Consider the following 14,991-nt stretch of genomic DNA (forward strand, 5'->3'; position numbering starts at 1 on the left):
CACCAACACAAACGAGTCATCCCGAGGCACCACCCTCAGGAACAGCGCCGTCAAGGCGCTGCGCGCCATGCCTGGCGCACCACTAAAAAAGCCCCGCTTTCGCGGGGCTTTTCGAAGCGCTGACAGCGCCCCTGACGCCATACCGGCGCGGGGCGCTGATCAGGCAGGGCGTTACACGCTCACGCGCTTAAACGCTGTAGTAGAGCTCGTACTCCATGGGGCTGGGTACCATCCGTACGGCGGTAACCTCTTCCATCTTGAGCTCGATGTAGGCCTCGATCGCATCCTCGGTGAAGACGCCACCCTCGGTCAGGAAGCTGTGGTCTTCCTTGAGCGCGTTGAGCGCCTCTTCGAGGCTGGACGCCACGGTGGGCACGTTGAGGGCCTCTTCCGGCGGCAGATCGTAGAGGTTCTTGTCCATCGCCTCGCCGGGATGAATCTTGTTGCGGATACCGTCGATACCGGCCATCAGCAGCGCGGAGAAGGCCAGATAGGGGTTGGCGGTCGGATCCGGGAAGCGGGTCTCGATGCGCTTGGCCTTGGGGCTCGAGGTATACGGAATACGGATCGAGGCGGAGCGGTTACGCGCGCTGTAGGCGAGCATGACCGGCGCTTCGAAGCCCGGCACCAGACGCTTGTAGGAGTTGGTGGAAGCGTTGGTGAAGGCGTTCAGGGCACGAGCGTGCTTGATGATGCCGCCGATGTAGTAGAGCGCGGTTTCGGACAGCCCGGCGTACTCGTCGCCGGCGAACATGTTCTCGCCGTCCTTCCAGAAGGACTGGTGAACGTGCATGCCGGAACCGTTGTCGCCCGCCATCGGCTTGGGCATGAAGGTGGCCGTCTTGCCGTAGGCGTGGGCCACGTTGTGCACCACGTACTTCAGACCCTGCACCTCGTCACACTTCTGCACCAGGGTGTTGAACTTGACGCCGATCTCGTTCTGACCGCCGTTGGCCACCTCGTGGTGATGCACCTCGACGCTCTGGCCGGTAGCCTCGAGCGTGGCGCACATGGCGCTACGGATGTCGTGGAAGGAGTCGACCGGCGGTACCGGGAAGTAGCCGCCCTTGATGCCGGGACGGTGACCCATGTTGCCGCCTTCGAACTCACCGTCGGTGGACCATGCCCCCTCTTCGGAAGAGATCTTGAAGAAGGCGTGGTTCATGTCGTTCTTGAAATGAACCTGGTCGAAGATGAAGAACTCGGGCTCCGGGCCGAAAAAGGCGGTGTCGCCCAGCCCGGTGCTGTTGAGATAGGCCTCGGCACGCTTGGCGATGGAGCGCGGGTCACGCTCGTAGCCCTGCATGGTGGCCGGCTCGATGATGTCGCAGCGCAGTACGAGGGTGGGATCTTCGGTGAAGGGGTCCATGTAGCTGGTACCGTCCTGCGGCATCAGAATCATGTCGGACTCGTTGATGCCCTTCCAGCCTTCGATGGAGGAGCCATCGAACATCTGGCCGGTTTCGAAGAACTCGGCATCCACGCTGCGCGCCGGAACGGTGACGTGCTGCTCCTTGCCCCTGGTATCGGTAAAGCGCAGATCGACCCACTTGACGTCGTTCTCTTCGATCAGGGCAAGCGTTTTCTCTGACATGTTACTCCTCCGGTGGAAAAGCCTGGACTTTGATAAGGATGGGCGAGATGCCGTTAACCTTGTATCACGCTCAACGGCAGTGCAGACAGCCCAGGATGTGTTCCCGAATAATGCATGCAGCGTGCCAAAGTGGCGCACCGCGCCGCCGCACTGTCGCCATGACCTTTAAAAACAGCCCTCTGACGTCGCTTTCAAAACGCTTTGACAGCGCCATGGCCGCCTTCAGGGGTAATTCAAGGCCATTCAATGCACCAAAAAAGTTCATATAACTTCTTTATGCACCATAGCGGCACGAAACCACTGTTTCCCCGCCTCTTCAATGCTGACAACGCCGACAGCGCCGCACAAGCGCGATGATCGCTGTTCGACTGTAGTATTAGCCTATACAATGCCTGCCCAAATTTCCTGCGCGCCGGCGGCACGCCCCGTTGACTCGGGCCGTGCGTGAATTCGCCGTACAAGCGTTCTATTTATCAGGGTGAAAAACGCCTTATGTCCGATACGCTGACCTCCGGCAATATCGAAAAGCTGAGAAATATTGCCATCATCGCGCACGTCGACCACGGCAAGACCACCCTGGTCGACAAGCTCCTGCAACAGTCCGGCACCCTGGACCGCAAGGCGGAAAACCAGGAGCGCATCATGGACTCCAACGACCAGGAGAAAGAGCGCGGCATCACCATCCTGGCCAAAAACACCGCGATCCGCTGGCACGACTACCACATCAACATCGTCGACACCCCCGGGCACGCCGACTTCGGCGGCGAGGTCGAGCGCGTGATGTCGATGGTCGACTCGGTGCTGCTGCTGGTCGACGCGGTCGACGGCCCCATGCCGCAGACCCGCTTCGTGACCCAGAAGGCCTTCGCCCAGGGGCTCAAACCGATCGTGGTGGTCAACAAGATCGACCGCCCGGGGGCACGCCCCGACTGGGTGATCGACCAGATCTTCGATCTGTTCGACAACCTCGGCGCCACCGATGAGCAGCTCGACTTCCCGATCATCTACTGCTCGGCGATCAACGGCATCGCCGGCGAAGACCCGGAGTCGCTGGCCGAGGACATGACCCCCATGTTCCGCGCCATCGTCGATATCGTCGAGCCGCCCACCGTGGAGCTCGACGGCCCCTTCCAGATGCAGGTGTCGGCGCTCGACTACAACAGCTTCGTGGGCGTTATCGGCCTGGGGCGCGTCAAGCGCGGCCGGGTCAAACCGGGCCAGCAGGTCACCGTGATCGACCGTCACGGCGTCACGCGCCGCGGCAAGATCGGTCAGGTGATGACCCACCTGGGGCTGGAGCGGGTGCAGGCCGACGAGGTCAGCGCCGGCGATATCGTCTGTATCACCGGGGTCGATAACCTGGCGATCTCCGACACCCTCTGCGATCCGGCGACCGTCGAGGCGCTGCCGGCCCTGACGGTAGATCAGCCCACCGTGTCGATGACCTTTCAGGTCAACGACTCGCCCTTCGCCGGGCGCGAGGGCAAGTACGTCACCAGCCGCAACATTCGCGATCGCCTCGACCAGGAGCTGATCCACAACGTGGCGCTGCGCGTCGAGCAGGGCGAATCGGCGGAGCGCTTCAAGGTCTCCGGGCGCGGCGAGCTGCACCTGGCGGTCCTGATCGAGGCGATGCGCCGCGAGGGCTACGAGCTGGCCGTGGGGCGTCCCGAGGTTATCGTGCGCGAGATCGACGGCGAGCAGCAGGAGCCCTACGAAGAGGTGATCATCGACTGCGAGGAGCAGCACCAGGGCGCCATCATGGAGGAGCTGGGCTATCGCAAGGGCGAGATGACCAACATGAACCCGGACGGCAAGGGCCGGGTGCGCCTCGACTTCATCATCCCCTCGCGCGGGCTGATCGGTTTCCGCGGCCAGTTTTTGACGCTGACCTCCGGCACCGGCATTCTCACCAGCCGCTTCGACCATTACGGCCCCTACCGCCCCGATGCCACCATCGAGCGGCGCAACGGTGTGCTGGTGTCGATGGTCGACGGCAAGGCGCTGGCCTTCTCGCTGTTCGCCCTGCAGGACCGCGGCAAGCTGATCATCGAGCACGGCACCGAGGTCTACGAGGGCATGCTGATCGGCATCAACAACCGCGCCGACGACATGGTGGTCAACCCCACCAAGGGCAAGAAGCTCGACAACATGCGCGCCTCGGGCAACGACGAGAACATCGTGCTGACCCCGCCGGTGCGCTTCACCCTCGAGCAGGCGGTGGAGTTCCTCGACGACGACGAACTGGTCGAGGTGACGCCGAGCCACATTCGCCTGCGCAAGAAGCTTTTGAAAGAGAACGAGCGCAAGCGGGCGAAAAAGTAACCCCTGCTGCCTTCGACCAATGACGGCCTGCCCTGCGCAGGCCGTTTTGCGTTATGTGTACTGCTATCCTTGAGAAAACAGAGCAGGAGAACCGCCATGAGCAACGCACGCCAGATCCAGTGGGACAGCCCGGGCGCCGAAAGCGTCGCCAGCCACGATGAGCTGACCCAGTTTCTACACGACAAGCCCAAAAAGGGCAGCATCATCACCGCCCGCTACCGGGAGGCCAACGTGCGCCTCAAGGTGCTGGAACGCGAAGGGGACGACACTTCCATTGCGCAGGTTATCGGTATCGGCGTCACCGACCGCAAAAGCCATGATGACGACAGGCGCGTCGATCAACACGAAGGGCTGTCGGTGAACGAGACGGTACTGGTACCGGATGACGCTCGTGCCTGGCTGCGCTACGGCGACGATTAAAGCCCGAATACTTGCCGCATTATAGCTTTTGGCACTTCGCAAAACCTTTTTATATTCTTTTCAGGAATTAAAAAAGGACAAATCGTTGTTTGGTTTTGGCCGTGGTAGCCGCCATTATGCGTACAGGGACTTCCACGGCACGGCCGACGGTCACCGTCGGCCGTCATTGATATCGATTCAGCAAGGAGTGACAAATGGCGCTGCAACTTGGCGATACCGCACCGGATTTCACCCAGGAAAGCACCGAGGGCACGATCCACTTTCACGAGTGGGTCGGTAACGACTGGGTCGTGCTGTTTTCGCACCCCAAGAACTTCACCCCGGTCTGCACCACCGAGCTGGGCGAAGTGGCGCGCCTCAAGCCGGAATTCGACAAGCGTGGCGTCAAGGCGATCGGCCTCTCCGTTGACCCGCTGGAAGAGCATCACGCCTGGAGCAGCGATATCGAGGAGACCCAGGGCACCGCGCTCAACTTCCCGCTGCTGGCCGACGCCGACCGTAGCGTCAGCGAAAAATACGGCATGATTCACCCCAACGCCGACAGCACCCTGACGGTGCGTTCGGTATTCATCATCGACCCCAACAAGAAGGTGCGCCTGACCCTGACCTACCCGGCCAGCGCCGGCCGCAACTTCGACGAGATTCTGCGCGTCATCGACAGCCTGCAGCTGACCGACGGCGAAAAGGTCGCCACCCCGGTCAACTGGCGCCACGGTGACGACGTCATCATCGTGCCCACGGTAAGCAACGAAGAGGCCGCCAAACTCTTCCCGCAGGGCTGGGACGAGAAAAAGCCCTACCTGCGCTTTACCAAACTGAACAAGTAAGCGCCCTCTTCCAGGAAGCGACTCCAGCGCCCGGCCTCGCCGGGCGTTGTCGTTGCAGGCCTCCTTAGACAAGAGATCGATCCCGCCTCGGCACCGTCACCCCGACCCTATACTTTTGGCTTAATCAGCTTTGAAAAAATCACCTCCCTGTGCGCTCGGGGCTCGCTCCGGTGTCGATTGACTGACATGCTCAATGCCCAGTTCTCTCGCAATGATCGGAAAACGCCTTCATGCCCGATACCCACGATGCCCGGCGTCCGCTGGCCTGGCTCGCTGCGCTGGTACTGATCGCGCTGGCGCTGCTTGTGCTGTGGTGGTGGTTCTACCGCGACAGCGCCCCGACCGAGCAGCGCGCCCCCGAGCCGGTCGCCGTCGGCGTCGCGCCGGTGATCGAGCGCGACGTCAGTGCCTCCCTCAGCGGCCTCGGCAGCGTCCTTGCCAGCGAGTCGCTGAACATCTCCTCGTTGGTCAGCGAGCGCATCGCCGATATCCGCTTCGAAAGCGGCCAGCAGGTGGCGCGTAACGACATCCTGATTCAGCTCGACGCCCGCCAGGAGCGCGAGGAGCTGCGCGCCGCGCGACTGGTGGCCGAGCAGGAGCGGCGCGAACTGCAGCGGCTGGAGCCGCTGGCCAGCCGTGGGGCGATCGCTACCCGCCAGCTCGACGAGCAGCGCAACCTGCTCAACAACGCCGAGGCCGAGGTCGCACGCCTTGAGGTGGCGCTGGAGGATCGCACCATTCGCGCGCCGGTCGACGGCGTGGTGGGCCTTGCCGATCTCAGCCCCGGCGAGATGATCAGTGCCGGCACGCCGCTGGTGACCCTCGATCGGCTCTCCCGCGTGCACGTCGACTTCCCGCTGCCGGAGCGTCAGCTGGGGCAGGTCGCCATCGGCATGACGGCCACCGCCACCTCGCCGGCCTGGCCCGAGCAGCGCTTTAAGGGGGCTATCGTCGCCATCGACCCGCGGCTCAACCCCGACACCCGCACCCTCACGCTGCGCGCCGCCTTCGACAACCCGCAGCAGCGGTTGAGAACCGGCATGCTGATGGAGGTAGCGGTACAGCTGCCAGCGCAGCTACGGCGCATCGTGCCGGAGACTGCTCTGATGAGCGAGGCCGAGCGCCACTGGGTGTTCATGCTGGCCGAGGATGATGCGGGCATGTTCGTGCGCCGCGTGCCGGTGGCGGTCGTCACCCGCCGCCCCGGCTGGGCGGCGGTAACCCCCGGTGGCGAGACGCCCCTGCCGCCCGATGCCCGGGTAGTGGTCAGCGGCCTGCCCCGGCTCGACGCCGAGCGCCGGGTGGTGCTCGACGACAGCGCCCACCTGGACACCGCCCTGCTCTTCCAGCGCAGCCTCGCTCAGGACAGCGGCGAACCGCAGAGCGCATCGACCGGCAGCGGAGCCGAATCACCGTGAAGCTGACCGATCTGGCCGTTACCCGCCCCGTTGCCACCCTGGTCGCCTCGGCGCTGCTGGTGCTGTTCGGCACCCTGGGATTCATGGAGCTGCCGATTCGCGAATATCCCGCCGTCGAGGAGCCGGAGATCTCCATCGAAGTGACCTGGCAGGGCGCTTCGGCGGCAGTGGTGGAGTCGCGCCTCACCCAGCCGCTGGAGGACGCGGTGGCCGGCATCAGCGGCATCGCAACCATCGAGTCGGAGAGCGAAGACGGCGAGGCCGATATCAGCCTGACCTTCTCCACCGAGACCGATCTCGACAGCGCCGCCAGCGACGTGCGCGACCGCGTCTCGGGCGTGGCCGACAACCTGCCCGAAGAGGCCAGCGCCCCAGAAATCAGCAAGGACGGCGGCGGCGACGAAGTGATGATGATTCTCTCGGTGCGCTCCAACAGCATGGATGCGATGTCGCTCTCCGACTACGCCGACCGGCTGCTGGTCGACCGCTTCGCGACCCTGCCGGGGGTCGCCCGGGTCAGCCTGTGGGGTGACCGGCTGCCTACCATGCGCGTCGACCTCGACCGCCGCGCCATGGCCGCGCGCGATATCACCGTGCAGGACATCACCGGCGCACTCACCAGCGAAAACGTCGAGTATCCCGGCGGGCGCATCGAGTCCAGCGCCCGCGAGTTCACCGTGCGGCTGCTGACCGGCTATCGCAGCGCCGAGGATTTTCGCGCCCTGCCGCTGCGCCGGGGCAGCGGCACCAGCAGCGTCACCCTGGGCGACGTCGCCCGGGTCGAGATCGGCCCGGAAACGCGCCGCGAGCTGTTTCTGGTCAACGGCGAACCCACCGTATCGATCGCCATTCGCCGCCAGAGCACCGCCAACAGCCTGGCGGTATCCCGCGCAGTGCGTACCACCCTCGACAGTATGCAAAGCGAACTGCCGCCCGGGCTCAGTATCGACATCGTCTCCGACGACACCCGCTATATCGAGGCGGCACTGACCGAAGTGGTCAAAACGCTGGCGATCGCGGTCGCCATGGTGGTGGGCGTCATCATTCTGTTTCTGGGCTCATGGCGCGCTGCCCTGGTCGCCTCGGTGGTCATCCCGGTGTCGCTGCTGGCCAGCGGCATGGTGCTGCTGTGGCTGGGCTTCACCATCAACATGCTGACCCTGCTGGCGCTGATTCTGGCAGTGGGGCTGGTGGTCGACGACGCCATCGTCATGATCGAGAACATCCAGCGCCACCTCGAGGAGGGTGACCCGCCACTGGTGGCTGCCTTTCGCGGCGCTCGCCAGGTCGCCTTTGCGATTCTCGCCACCAGCCTGGTGCTGATGGCGGTCTTTCTGCCCATCACCCTGATGAGCGGCCAGACCGGGCGGCTGTTCAGCGAGTTCGCGGTCACCATCGCCGCGGCGATCGCCTTCTCCACCTTCGTGTCGCTGACCCTGACACCGGTGCTCGCCTCCTGGCTTTTATCGATGGGCCAACGCCGCCGGCGCTCGCCGGCGGAGCGGCTGCTGGGCGCGGTGGCGCGCCTCTACGGCCGCCATCTCGACGGCATGCTGGCGCGGCCGGTGCTGGTCGGCGGCGGCTTTATAGCGATGGTGATCGTTACCGCCGCGACCATCATCCAGCTGCCCACCAGCTACGAGCCCTACGAGGATCGCGGCGCCCTGCGCCTCTACGCCCGCGCCGCCGAGGGCACCAACTTCGAGGAGATGGTGCGGCGCATGGCGGCGATGGGCGAACAGCTGGCGCCGATCCTGCAGGACGAGGGGCTGATCGACAACGTCTCGATGCGGATACCGGGGCCCGGCACCAGTGGTCCGGTCAACTCCGGGCGCTGGATTCTGAGCTTCGCCCCCTGGCAGGAGCGCGATGAGAGTACCCAGGAGGTGAGCCGGGCGATCAGCGAACGGCTGGCAAACTTCTCGCCGCTGAGCGTCTTCAACTGGCTGCCCAGCGGCCTCTCCTCCAGCAGTTCGAGCAGCATCGAGTTCGTGGTCGGCGGTCCCGGCTACGACACCCTGGGTGAGTGGCGCGACATCCTGATGGCAGAGTGGCGCCGCTATCCGGGACTGACCGATCTTGACCAGGACCTGATCGAGACCACGCCGCAGCTCGAAGTACGCCTCGACCGCACCCGCGCCAGCCAGTTGGGGGTCAGCGCCGAGGCGGTGGGCGAAACCCTGGCGACCTTCTTCGGCCGCCGCAGCCTGACCACCTTCGAACGCGACGGCCAGTCCTACGACGTCATCCTGCAGGGCCAGCGCGATCAGCGTCTGACCCCCGAAGCGCTGGGCGAGCTGCAGGTGCGCACCCGCAGCGGCGAACTGATGGCGCTGGCCAACGTGGTGGAAGTCGAGGAGGTTGCCGCCGCCTCCTCGCTCAACCGCTTCAACCGCCTGCGCGCGGTGACCTTTTCGGCGGAGCCCGCGGAAGGCTACAGTCTGCAGGAAGTACTCGATCACATGAACGCCACCGTCGACGAGCGCCTGCCGGAGAGCGCGGTGGTCGACTACAAGGGCGCCACTCGCGACTTTCTCGAGGCCGGCAACCAGCTGCTGCTGGTTTTCGTCATCGCCATCGCGGTCACCTGGCTGGTGCTGGCGGCGCAGTTCGAGAGCTTCATCAGCCCGCTGGTGGTGATTCTGACCGTGCCGCTGGGGATGCTGGGCGCCGGGGTGGCGCTGCTGCTGCTGGGCCAGAGTCTCAACATCTACGCCCAGATCGGGCTATTGATGCTGATCGGGCTATCGGCCAAAAACGGTATATTGATCGTCGAGTTCGCCAACCAGCTGCGCGATCAGGGGATGGCGCTGCGCGAGGCGGTGCTGGAAGCCTCGCGAGTGCGCCTGCGCCCCATCCTGATGACCTCGCTGTCGACCATGGCCGGGGCACTGCCCTTGATCGTCGCCAGCGGCGCCGGCTCGGCGAGCCGCTTCGGGCTGGGCGTCACCCTGCTGGCCGGCTGCGCCAGCGCCACGGTGCTGACGCTGGGCGTGGTGCCCATTGCCTATCAGTGGCTGGCCGGCATGCAGAAACCGCCCGGCCACCGTGCCCGGGCGCTGCAACAGTCGCTGGAGGCGCGCACGCCGGATGAGTCGCCACGGGAGTAGCGCCGCGCCCTTGCCCAGCTGACAAGGCAGGTGGCCGAGATCCTGTAGCGTGGCAGACAGGACTCAGCCGCCGGGACGCATTACGCCTTTTGCATCCCGCATCAGGGGAGCCGACTGTTGTGGTAATGGCGCGCCGGGAGCCTGTTCCAGAGTCACGCCATAAGACCAGTCGCCGGGAGCAATCGCAATATAACGCGCATAGCCGCCCGTGCCGCCCAGCGGTCTGGCAAAGCCGATGGCGACCAGGGCTCCCTTTTCGGGCACCTTGTCGAGATTCATCACGCCTTCCGCCTGAGCATAGTTATGATGCATTAGCCATGCTTCCCCCTCCAGGGTGGGAGTCGTATCGGTATCCAGCGGTTCATGGCCATGAAACAGGATATGGCGCTGTTCATGTAGAAACTTGAGCGCCTGCAGTCCCACACCGGGAAACGGTTTCTGATTGAAGCGTTCGCGATCATGCCATCGTTTGTACCAGTCCGAACGCACCATTACCACGCTGCCCTCCGGGATACGACCGTGTTCGGCCTCCCAGGACTCAACATCCGACACCTGAAGATGATAGCCGGGGGCCTGCGCCACCTGATCACTGATATCAACCACCACCAATGGACGTATGGCATAGGTCGGCGGGATATCGCTGATCGTGGCACCGTTCGGATTCCAGTGCGCGGGCGGATCCAGCTGGGTACCGTACTGATCGGTCGGCAGAGTGTAAGCCGTAGCCACAAAGCCATGTTGTTCATAGGTAAATTCATCCCCTTTCTCAACATAGCCCTCAATGGTTCTACCAGCTGTAGCGGGACGGAATTCGGCATTATCAAAGCCCGGCCAGACTGGCTGCTCGGGCTCAAAGGGGTGGGTTAAATCAATATAACGAGCATCCTTGAGCGACGACTCGTAAAGCCGCCAGAGGGCATCTTCATCCGCCATCAGTGGGGCGGAGAAACATGAACAGGCCAATATCAGAAGCGTGGCCGTTTTCCGATGCGCAATTCTCGAATGAAACATCCTCATTGTTGTTATCTCCAGGGAAAGTTATTCGAATGGCACTGAATACAATCTCAGCTTACATCAGGGATGTCACCCCGAAACCTTTGCCATACCGCTGGCAGGATCATTGTTAAACTCTCTCTTCAGTATCCATTCCCGGCAGCAGAGCCCCCTGCACCGCCGACCGCTGGAGTCATGCATGTCCGCCCTACAGCCTGCCCCCCCCATCGCCATCACCATGGGTGACCCGGCCGGTATCGGCCCCGAGATCATCGTGCGCCTCGCTCTGACGCGCGCGCCGGAGCAGGCGCCGCTGCTGATTATCGGCGATGCCACCATCCTCAGGCGCGCCGCCACCCATATGGCGCTCAGGCCGGCCATCGAGACCATCGCCCACCCCAGCGAACTGCCCGACAGCGGCCAGGGGCAGGCGCTGTACGTGCTGCAGACCGGCGAGGCGCTGCCGGTGGACCTGCCCATCGGCCGCGTCGATGCCCGTGCCGGCGCCGCCGCCTACGCTTACGTCAGCCGTGCTATCGATCTGGCGCTGAGCGGCGAGATTGCCGCTATCGTTACCGCGCCGATCAACAAGGCGGCGCTGGCGCTGGCCGGCGTGGTCTATCCCGGCCACACCGAGATCCTCGCCGACCGCGCCGGCACGAAGGACTTCGGCATGATGCTGGCCAACCGCGAGCTGCGGGTGATGCTGGTGTCGATTCATCTTTCTCTGCGCAACGCCATCGCCGCCGTCAATCAAGAGAGCGAGCTGCGCGCCATTCGCCTTGCCGCGCGCGCCTGTCGCGATTTAGGCATCCAGGCGCCGCGGGTGGCGGTGGCCGGGCTCAACCCCCACGCCGGCGAAGGCGGCCTGTTCGGCGACGAGGATGCGGCCATCATCGCCCCCGCCATCGAGCGCGCCCGCGCCGAGGGCATCGACGCCTGTGGCCCCCTGCCGGGCGATACCGTCTTCATGAACGCTCGCCGCGGCGACTTCGACATCGTCGTGGCGCAGTACCACGACCAGGGGCTGATCCCGATCAAGTACCTGGGCCTCGACGAGGGAATCAATATCACCGTCGGCCTGCCCTTCATCCGTACCAGCGTCGATCACGGCACCGCTTTCGATATCGCAGGCCAGGGCCGCGCCGACCCGGCAAGCCTTGCCGAGGCGCTGGCCTGCGCCGAGGCCATGGTGCGGGCAGCGCAACACGACTGAAAGCGGACCAGCGCCCGCAAAGGTCTTGAGACCTGGCCGAGAGGAGCGGAAACAGCCTGAAACGAGGGTTATTCGCCAGGGATGGCGAATTTAGCGCCCATGGAAGGGTTGATAGCGCCCTCGTGGAAGGCTTTTCCCCTCCGACAGCAATGCTGGAACACTTTGTCAGCAGACTCCGCCGCTGAAAGCGGCCCGCCCTGATGCAACGACTGCCATCGGTTTTACACTGAGAGGGTTGTACACTGAACGGCATGACAACGCCTCTGCGGGATATCCCGTCATGGCGCCCTATTGTCTCGAAATGCGGAGCAAGGCGATGCAACTCAGACAGAGCAATATCGAAAAACTCGCCGATGGCGAGGTTTACGACACCCTGATCATCGGCGGCGGCATCAACGGCGCGGTCTCGGCCGCGGCGCTGGCCGGGCGCGGCGTGAAGGTCGGCCTGGTGGAGCAGGGCGACTTCGCCGGCATGACCAGCATGTGGTCGTCCAACCTCATCTGGGGTGGCATCAAATACATGGAGTCGCGGGATTTCAAGCTGGTGCGCGAACTGTGCGTGTCGCGTAACCACCTGATCAAGCACTACCCCTCGACGGTGCAGGAGATCCGCTTTCTTACCACCATCACAAAGGGCTTTCGCTGGCATCCACTGATGCTGTGGGCGGGCACCTGGATCTATTGGCTGTTCGGCAACTGTTTCACCAGACCGCCGCGACTGCCGAGCCTGTCCACCGTCAACAGCGAAGAGCCGGTGATCAACACCGCGCCGGCCACCGGCTGTTTCGAGTACTCCGACGCCTTCCTCCACGACAACGACGCGCGCTTTGTGTGGAACTTCGTGCGCACCGCCATGAACAGCGGCTGCGTGGCGGCCAATTACGTCGAGGCCACCGGCTTCGAACGCCAGGGCGAGCTCTGGCACGTGGGCCTGAAGGACGCCATGAGCGGCCACGAATGGACGCTCAAAACGAAGACCCTGGTCAACGCCTGCGGCCCGCTGGCCGACCGCACCAACGCCCTGGCCGGCAAGGTGACCGAGCACCGCCACGTGCTCTCCAAGGGCATTCATCTGATCGTCGACCGGATCACGCCTCACACCCGCGTACTGGCGTTCTTCGACGAGGATGGCCGACTCTTTTTCGCCATCCCCATGGGCAACCGCACCTGCATCGGCACCACCGATACCCGCACCGAAGACCCGCACGCCGCCATCAACGATGACGACATCAAATTCGTGCTCGACAACATCAATGCACGGCTGAGTCTCGACAAGCCGCTGGATCGCGACGACATCATCGCCAGCCGCTGCGGCGTACGGCCGCTGGCGGTGCAGAACAGCAGCGGCAACGACCGCGACTTCCTGCAGCTGTCGCGCAAGCACGAGATCGACACCGACATCGACCAGGGCTTTATCAGCATCTTCGGCGGCAAGCTCACCGACTGCATCAACGTCGGCGAGGAGATCACCGAACTGGTCAGCCGAATGGGCATCGATATCCGCTTTCGCGACTACCGCTGGTATGGCGAGCCGGTGGACGCCGTGCGCGACGAGTTCTTCCATCAGGCCAGCCTGATGAAACTGGACGACCACACCGACCCCGGCGCCTCCGAGCCGCTGTCGATCCGGCTGTGGCGGCGCTACGCGGCCTACGCCATCGGCATTCTGGAAAACATTCGCGAGGACCCGCGTCAGGCGGAAATTCTGATCGAGGGGACCGAGTACATTCGCGCCGAAGTGCGCCAGGCAGCGCGGCGCGAGATGATCACCAAACTCGAGGACTTCCTGCGCCGCCGCTCCAAGATCAGCCTCGTCTCGCGCCAGCAGACCATCCAGCAGTCGGCGGGACTGATGGAGGCGTGCGAAATACTGTTCGGTGACGAGGCGCAGATGCGCTTTGACGAATACTTCCGCGAGCACCCTGTTACCAACGGCATCGCCCGAGACCCCGGCGCCGGCCCGCTGCCCGCACGGGGCGCCACCAACGACCCCGCCAGCGAGCATGAAGCGCAGCCGCCGCAGAGCAAGGAAGGGGATTTCGAGACGCTGAACTGGTAGACATCATAGCTCGTAGAGGATATTGCCCATGCCCCTTGACCTGCTGGTCGTTACCGCCCTCTCGCGCCGCCATCAGGCGCGAATCGCCGAGGCGGGATTCAACGTCCATATGGCCGAAGATGCCGAACGCCGCGCCAGTGTGATCGCCGAATACGGCGAGCGTATCCGCGCGGTGCTGACCATCGGCACCATCGGCTTCTCCGCCGAGGAGATGGATGCTCTGCCCCGGCTCGGCCTGATCTGCGCCCAGGGCGTGGGCCATGAAAACATCGACCTGGCCGCCGCGCGGGCACGCGACATTCACGTCACCCACGGCCCCGGCACCAACGCCGAAACGGTGGCGGATCACACCTTCGCCCTGATGCTCGCCAGCCTGCGCCGCATTCGCGAAGGCGACGCCGGCCTGCGCGCCGGCGAGTGGCAAGCGATCCGCCGCAGCGCGCCCAACCTGCACGGCGCCACTCTCGGCCTGCTGGGCATGGGCGCGATAGCGCGCGCCATCGCCCACCGCGCCCATTACGGCTTCTCGATGCCGGTGGTCTACTACAGCCGCAGCCCGAAAACCGAGCTGCCGTGGCGCCACGAGCGCGACCCGCTGGCCGTGGCGCAGCAGGCCGACGTGCTGGTGGCGGCCCTGCCCGGCGGCGCCGACACCCGCCACCTGGTCGACGCCCGTATGCTGGCGGCGCTGGGGGAGCGCGGCACCTTCATCAACGTGGGGCGCGGCAGCGTGGTGGAGAGCGAGGCACTCATCACGGCGCTGCGTGAAAAGCGCATCGCCGGCGCCGGGCTCGATGTGTTCGAGAGCGAGCCGGAGATTCCCGCGGCGATGAAAACCCTGGAAAGACTGGTGATGACGCCCCATACCGCCGGCCTCTCGCCGCAGGCGCTGGATGCCACCATCGAGCGGGTCGTCGACAACCTGAAGGCGTTTGACGAAGGACGCGAGATGGTCACGCCGGTGAGGGGTTAATTCCCGGCTCTGCCGTGGCCCGGAACGCTGGACCACAACATGGCGTCGTGGCGCCA

General features: G+C 64.4%; 11 protein-coding genes. 8 read left to right on the forward strand and 3 right to left on the reverse strand.

Translation table 11 applies throughout. The features are described from left to right. Positions 1 to 187: 187 nt before the first annotated feature. Positions 188 to 1,594, reverse strand: a complete 1,407-nt coding sequence (gene glnA / locus H146_RS0106060) for a glutamate--ammonia ligase (protein WP_019950972.1) — start codon at positions 1,592 to 1,594, stop codon at positions 188 to 190. A 70-nt stretch (positions 1,595 to 1,664) separates the two neighbouring features. Beyond that, a complete protein-coding gene (locus tag H146_RS21280) occupies positions 1,665 to 1,859 on the reverse strand; it encodes a hypothetical protein (protein WP_156826717.1) in 195 nt (64 codons plus the stop codon). 227 nt (positions 1,860 to 2,086) lie between these two features. Here H146_RS21280 and typA point away from each other — a divergent pair, with 227 nt between their 5' ends. The 5 genes from typA to H146_RS0106085 all read left to right on the forward strand — a co-directional run bounded on the left by typA (position 2,087) and on the right by H146_RS0106085 (position 9,694). Then, entirely contained in the window at positions 2,087 to 3,919 is a 1,833-nt protein-coding gene (gene typA, locus H146_RS0106065) for a translational GTPase TypA (protein ID WP_019950973.1), read from the forward strand. A 96-nt stretch (positions 3,920 to 4,015) separates the two neighbouring features. Next, positions 4,016 to 4,339, forward strand: a complete 324-nt coding sequence (locus tag H146_RS20200; protein ID WP_019950974.1) for a hypothetical protein — start codon at positions 4,016 to 4,018, stop codon at positions 4,337 to 4,339. Positions 4,340 to 4,533: 194 nt separating this feature from the next. Continuing rightward, a complete protein-coding gene (locus H146_RS0106075) occupies positions 4,534 to 5,166 on the forward strand; it encodes a peroxiredoxin (RefSeq protein ID WP_019950975.1) in 633 nt (210 codons plus the stop codon). Between the two features lie 230 nt (positions 5,167 to 5,396). Then, complete coding sequence (locus tag H146_RS0106080; RefSeq protein ID WP_019950976.1) at positions 5,397 to 6,584, forward strand: efflux RND transporter periplasmic adaptor subunit; 1,188 nt, start codon at positions 5,397 to 5,399, stop codon at positions 6,582 to 6,584. Further along, entirely contained in the window at positions 6,581 to 9,694 is a 3,114-nt protein-coding gene (locus tag H146_RS0106085) for an efflux RND transporter permease subunit (protein WP_019950977.1), read from the forward strand. Before H146_RS0106080 ends, H146_RS0106085 begins: the two co-directional genes overlap by 4 nt. Positions 9,695 to 9,757: 63 nt before the next feature. On the opposite strand, the gene H146_RS0106090 is transcribed toward H146_RS0106085, so the two are convergent. Beyond that, positions 9,758 to 10,711: a cyclase family protein gene (locus tag H146_RS0106090; RefSeq protein WP_156826718.1), complete on the reverse strand. Its 954-nt coding sequence runs from the start codon at positions 10,709 to 10,711 to the stop codon at positions 9,758 to 9,760. 175 nt (positions 10,712 to 10,886) lie between these two features. On the opposite strand from H146_RS0106090, the gene pdxA reads away from it, so the two are divergent. From pdxA to H146_RS0106105, 3 genes are all read left to right on the forward strand, one after another. After that, positions 10,887 to 11,903, forward strand: a complete 1,017-nt coding sequence (pdxA, locus tag H146_RS0106095) for a 4-hydroxythreonine-4-phosphate dehydrogenase PdxA (RefSeq protein WP_019950979.1) — start codon at positions 10,887 to 10,889, stop codon at positions 11,901 to 11,903. Between the two features lie 316 nt (positions 11,904 to 12,219). Next, complete coding sequence (locus H146_RS18610) at positions 12,220 to 13,962, forward strand: glycerol-3-phosphate dehydrogenase/oxidase (RefSeq protein WP_019950980.1); 1,743 nt, start codon at positions 12,220 to 12,222, stop codon at positions 13,960 to 13,962. 28 nt (positions 13,963 to 13,990) lie between these two features. After that, positions 13,991 to 14,935, forward strand: a complete 945-nt coding sequence (locus H146_RS0106105; RefSeq protein ID WP_019950981.1) for an NAD(P)-dependent oxidoreductase — start codon at positions 13,991 to 13,993, stop codon at positions 14,933 to 14,935. Positions 14,936 to 14,991: the final 56 nt, after the last annotated feature.

Origin of the sequence: Kushneria aurantia DSM 21353, assembly GCF_000382245.1 — a bacterium.
Lineage (GTDB): Bacteria > Pseudomonadota > Gammaproteobacteria > Pseudomonadales > Halomonadaceae > Kushneria > Kushneria aurantia.

What these genes read in the sequence shown, in the direction of transcription:
- pdxA (WP_019950979.1), top strand. Translation starts at nt 10,887, where the DNA reads ATGTCCGCCCTACAGCCTGCCCCCCCCATCGCCATCACCATGGGTGAC.
- H146_RS0106075 (WP_019950975.1), top strand. Translation starts at nt 4,534, where the DNA reads ATGGCGCTGCAACTTGGCGATACCGCACCGGATTTCACCCAGGAAAGC.
- H146_RS18610 (WP_019950980.1), top strand. Translation starts at nt 12,220, where the DNA reads ATGCAACTCAGACAGAGCAATATCGAAAAACTCGCCGATGGCGAGGTT.
- H146_RS0106105 (WP_019950981.1), top strand. Translation starts at nt 13,991, where the DNA reads ATGCCCCTTGACCTGCTGGTCGTTACCGCCCTCTCGCGCCGCCATCAG.
- H146_RS0106080 (WP_019950976.1), top strand. Translation starts at nt 5,397, where the DNA reads ATGCCCGATACCCACGATGCCCGGCGTCCGCTGGCCTGGCTCGCTGCG.
- H146_RS0106090 (WP_156826718.1), bottom strand. Translation starts at nt 10,711, where the DNA reads ATGAGGATGTTTCATTCGAGAATTGCGCATCGGAAAACGGCCACGCTT.
- H146_RS20200 (WP_019950974.1), top strand. Translation starts at nt 4,016, where the DNA reads ATGAGCAACGCACGCCAGATCCAGTGGGACAGCCCGGGCGCCGAAAGC.
- H146_RS21280 (WP_156826717.1), bottom strand. Translation starts at nt 1,859, where the DNA reads ATGAACTTTTTTGGTGCATTGAATGGCCTTGAATTACCCCTGAAGGCG.
- glnA (WP_019950972.1), bottom strand. Translation starts at nt 1,594, where the DNA reads ATGTCAGAGAAAACGCTTGCCCTGATCGAAGAGAACGACGTCAAGTGG.
- typA (WP_019950973.1), top strand. Translation starts at nt 2,087, where the DNA reads ATGTCCGATACGCTGACCTCCGGCAATATCGAAAAGCTGAGAAATATT.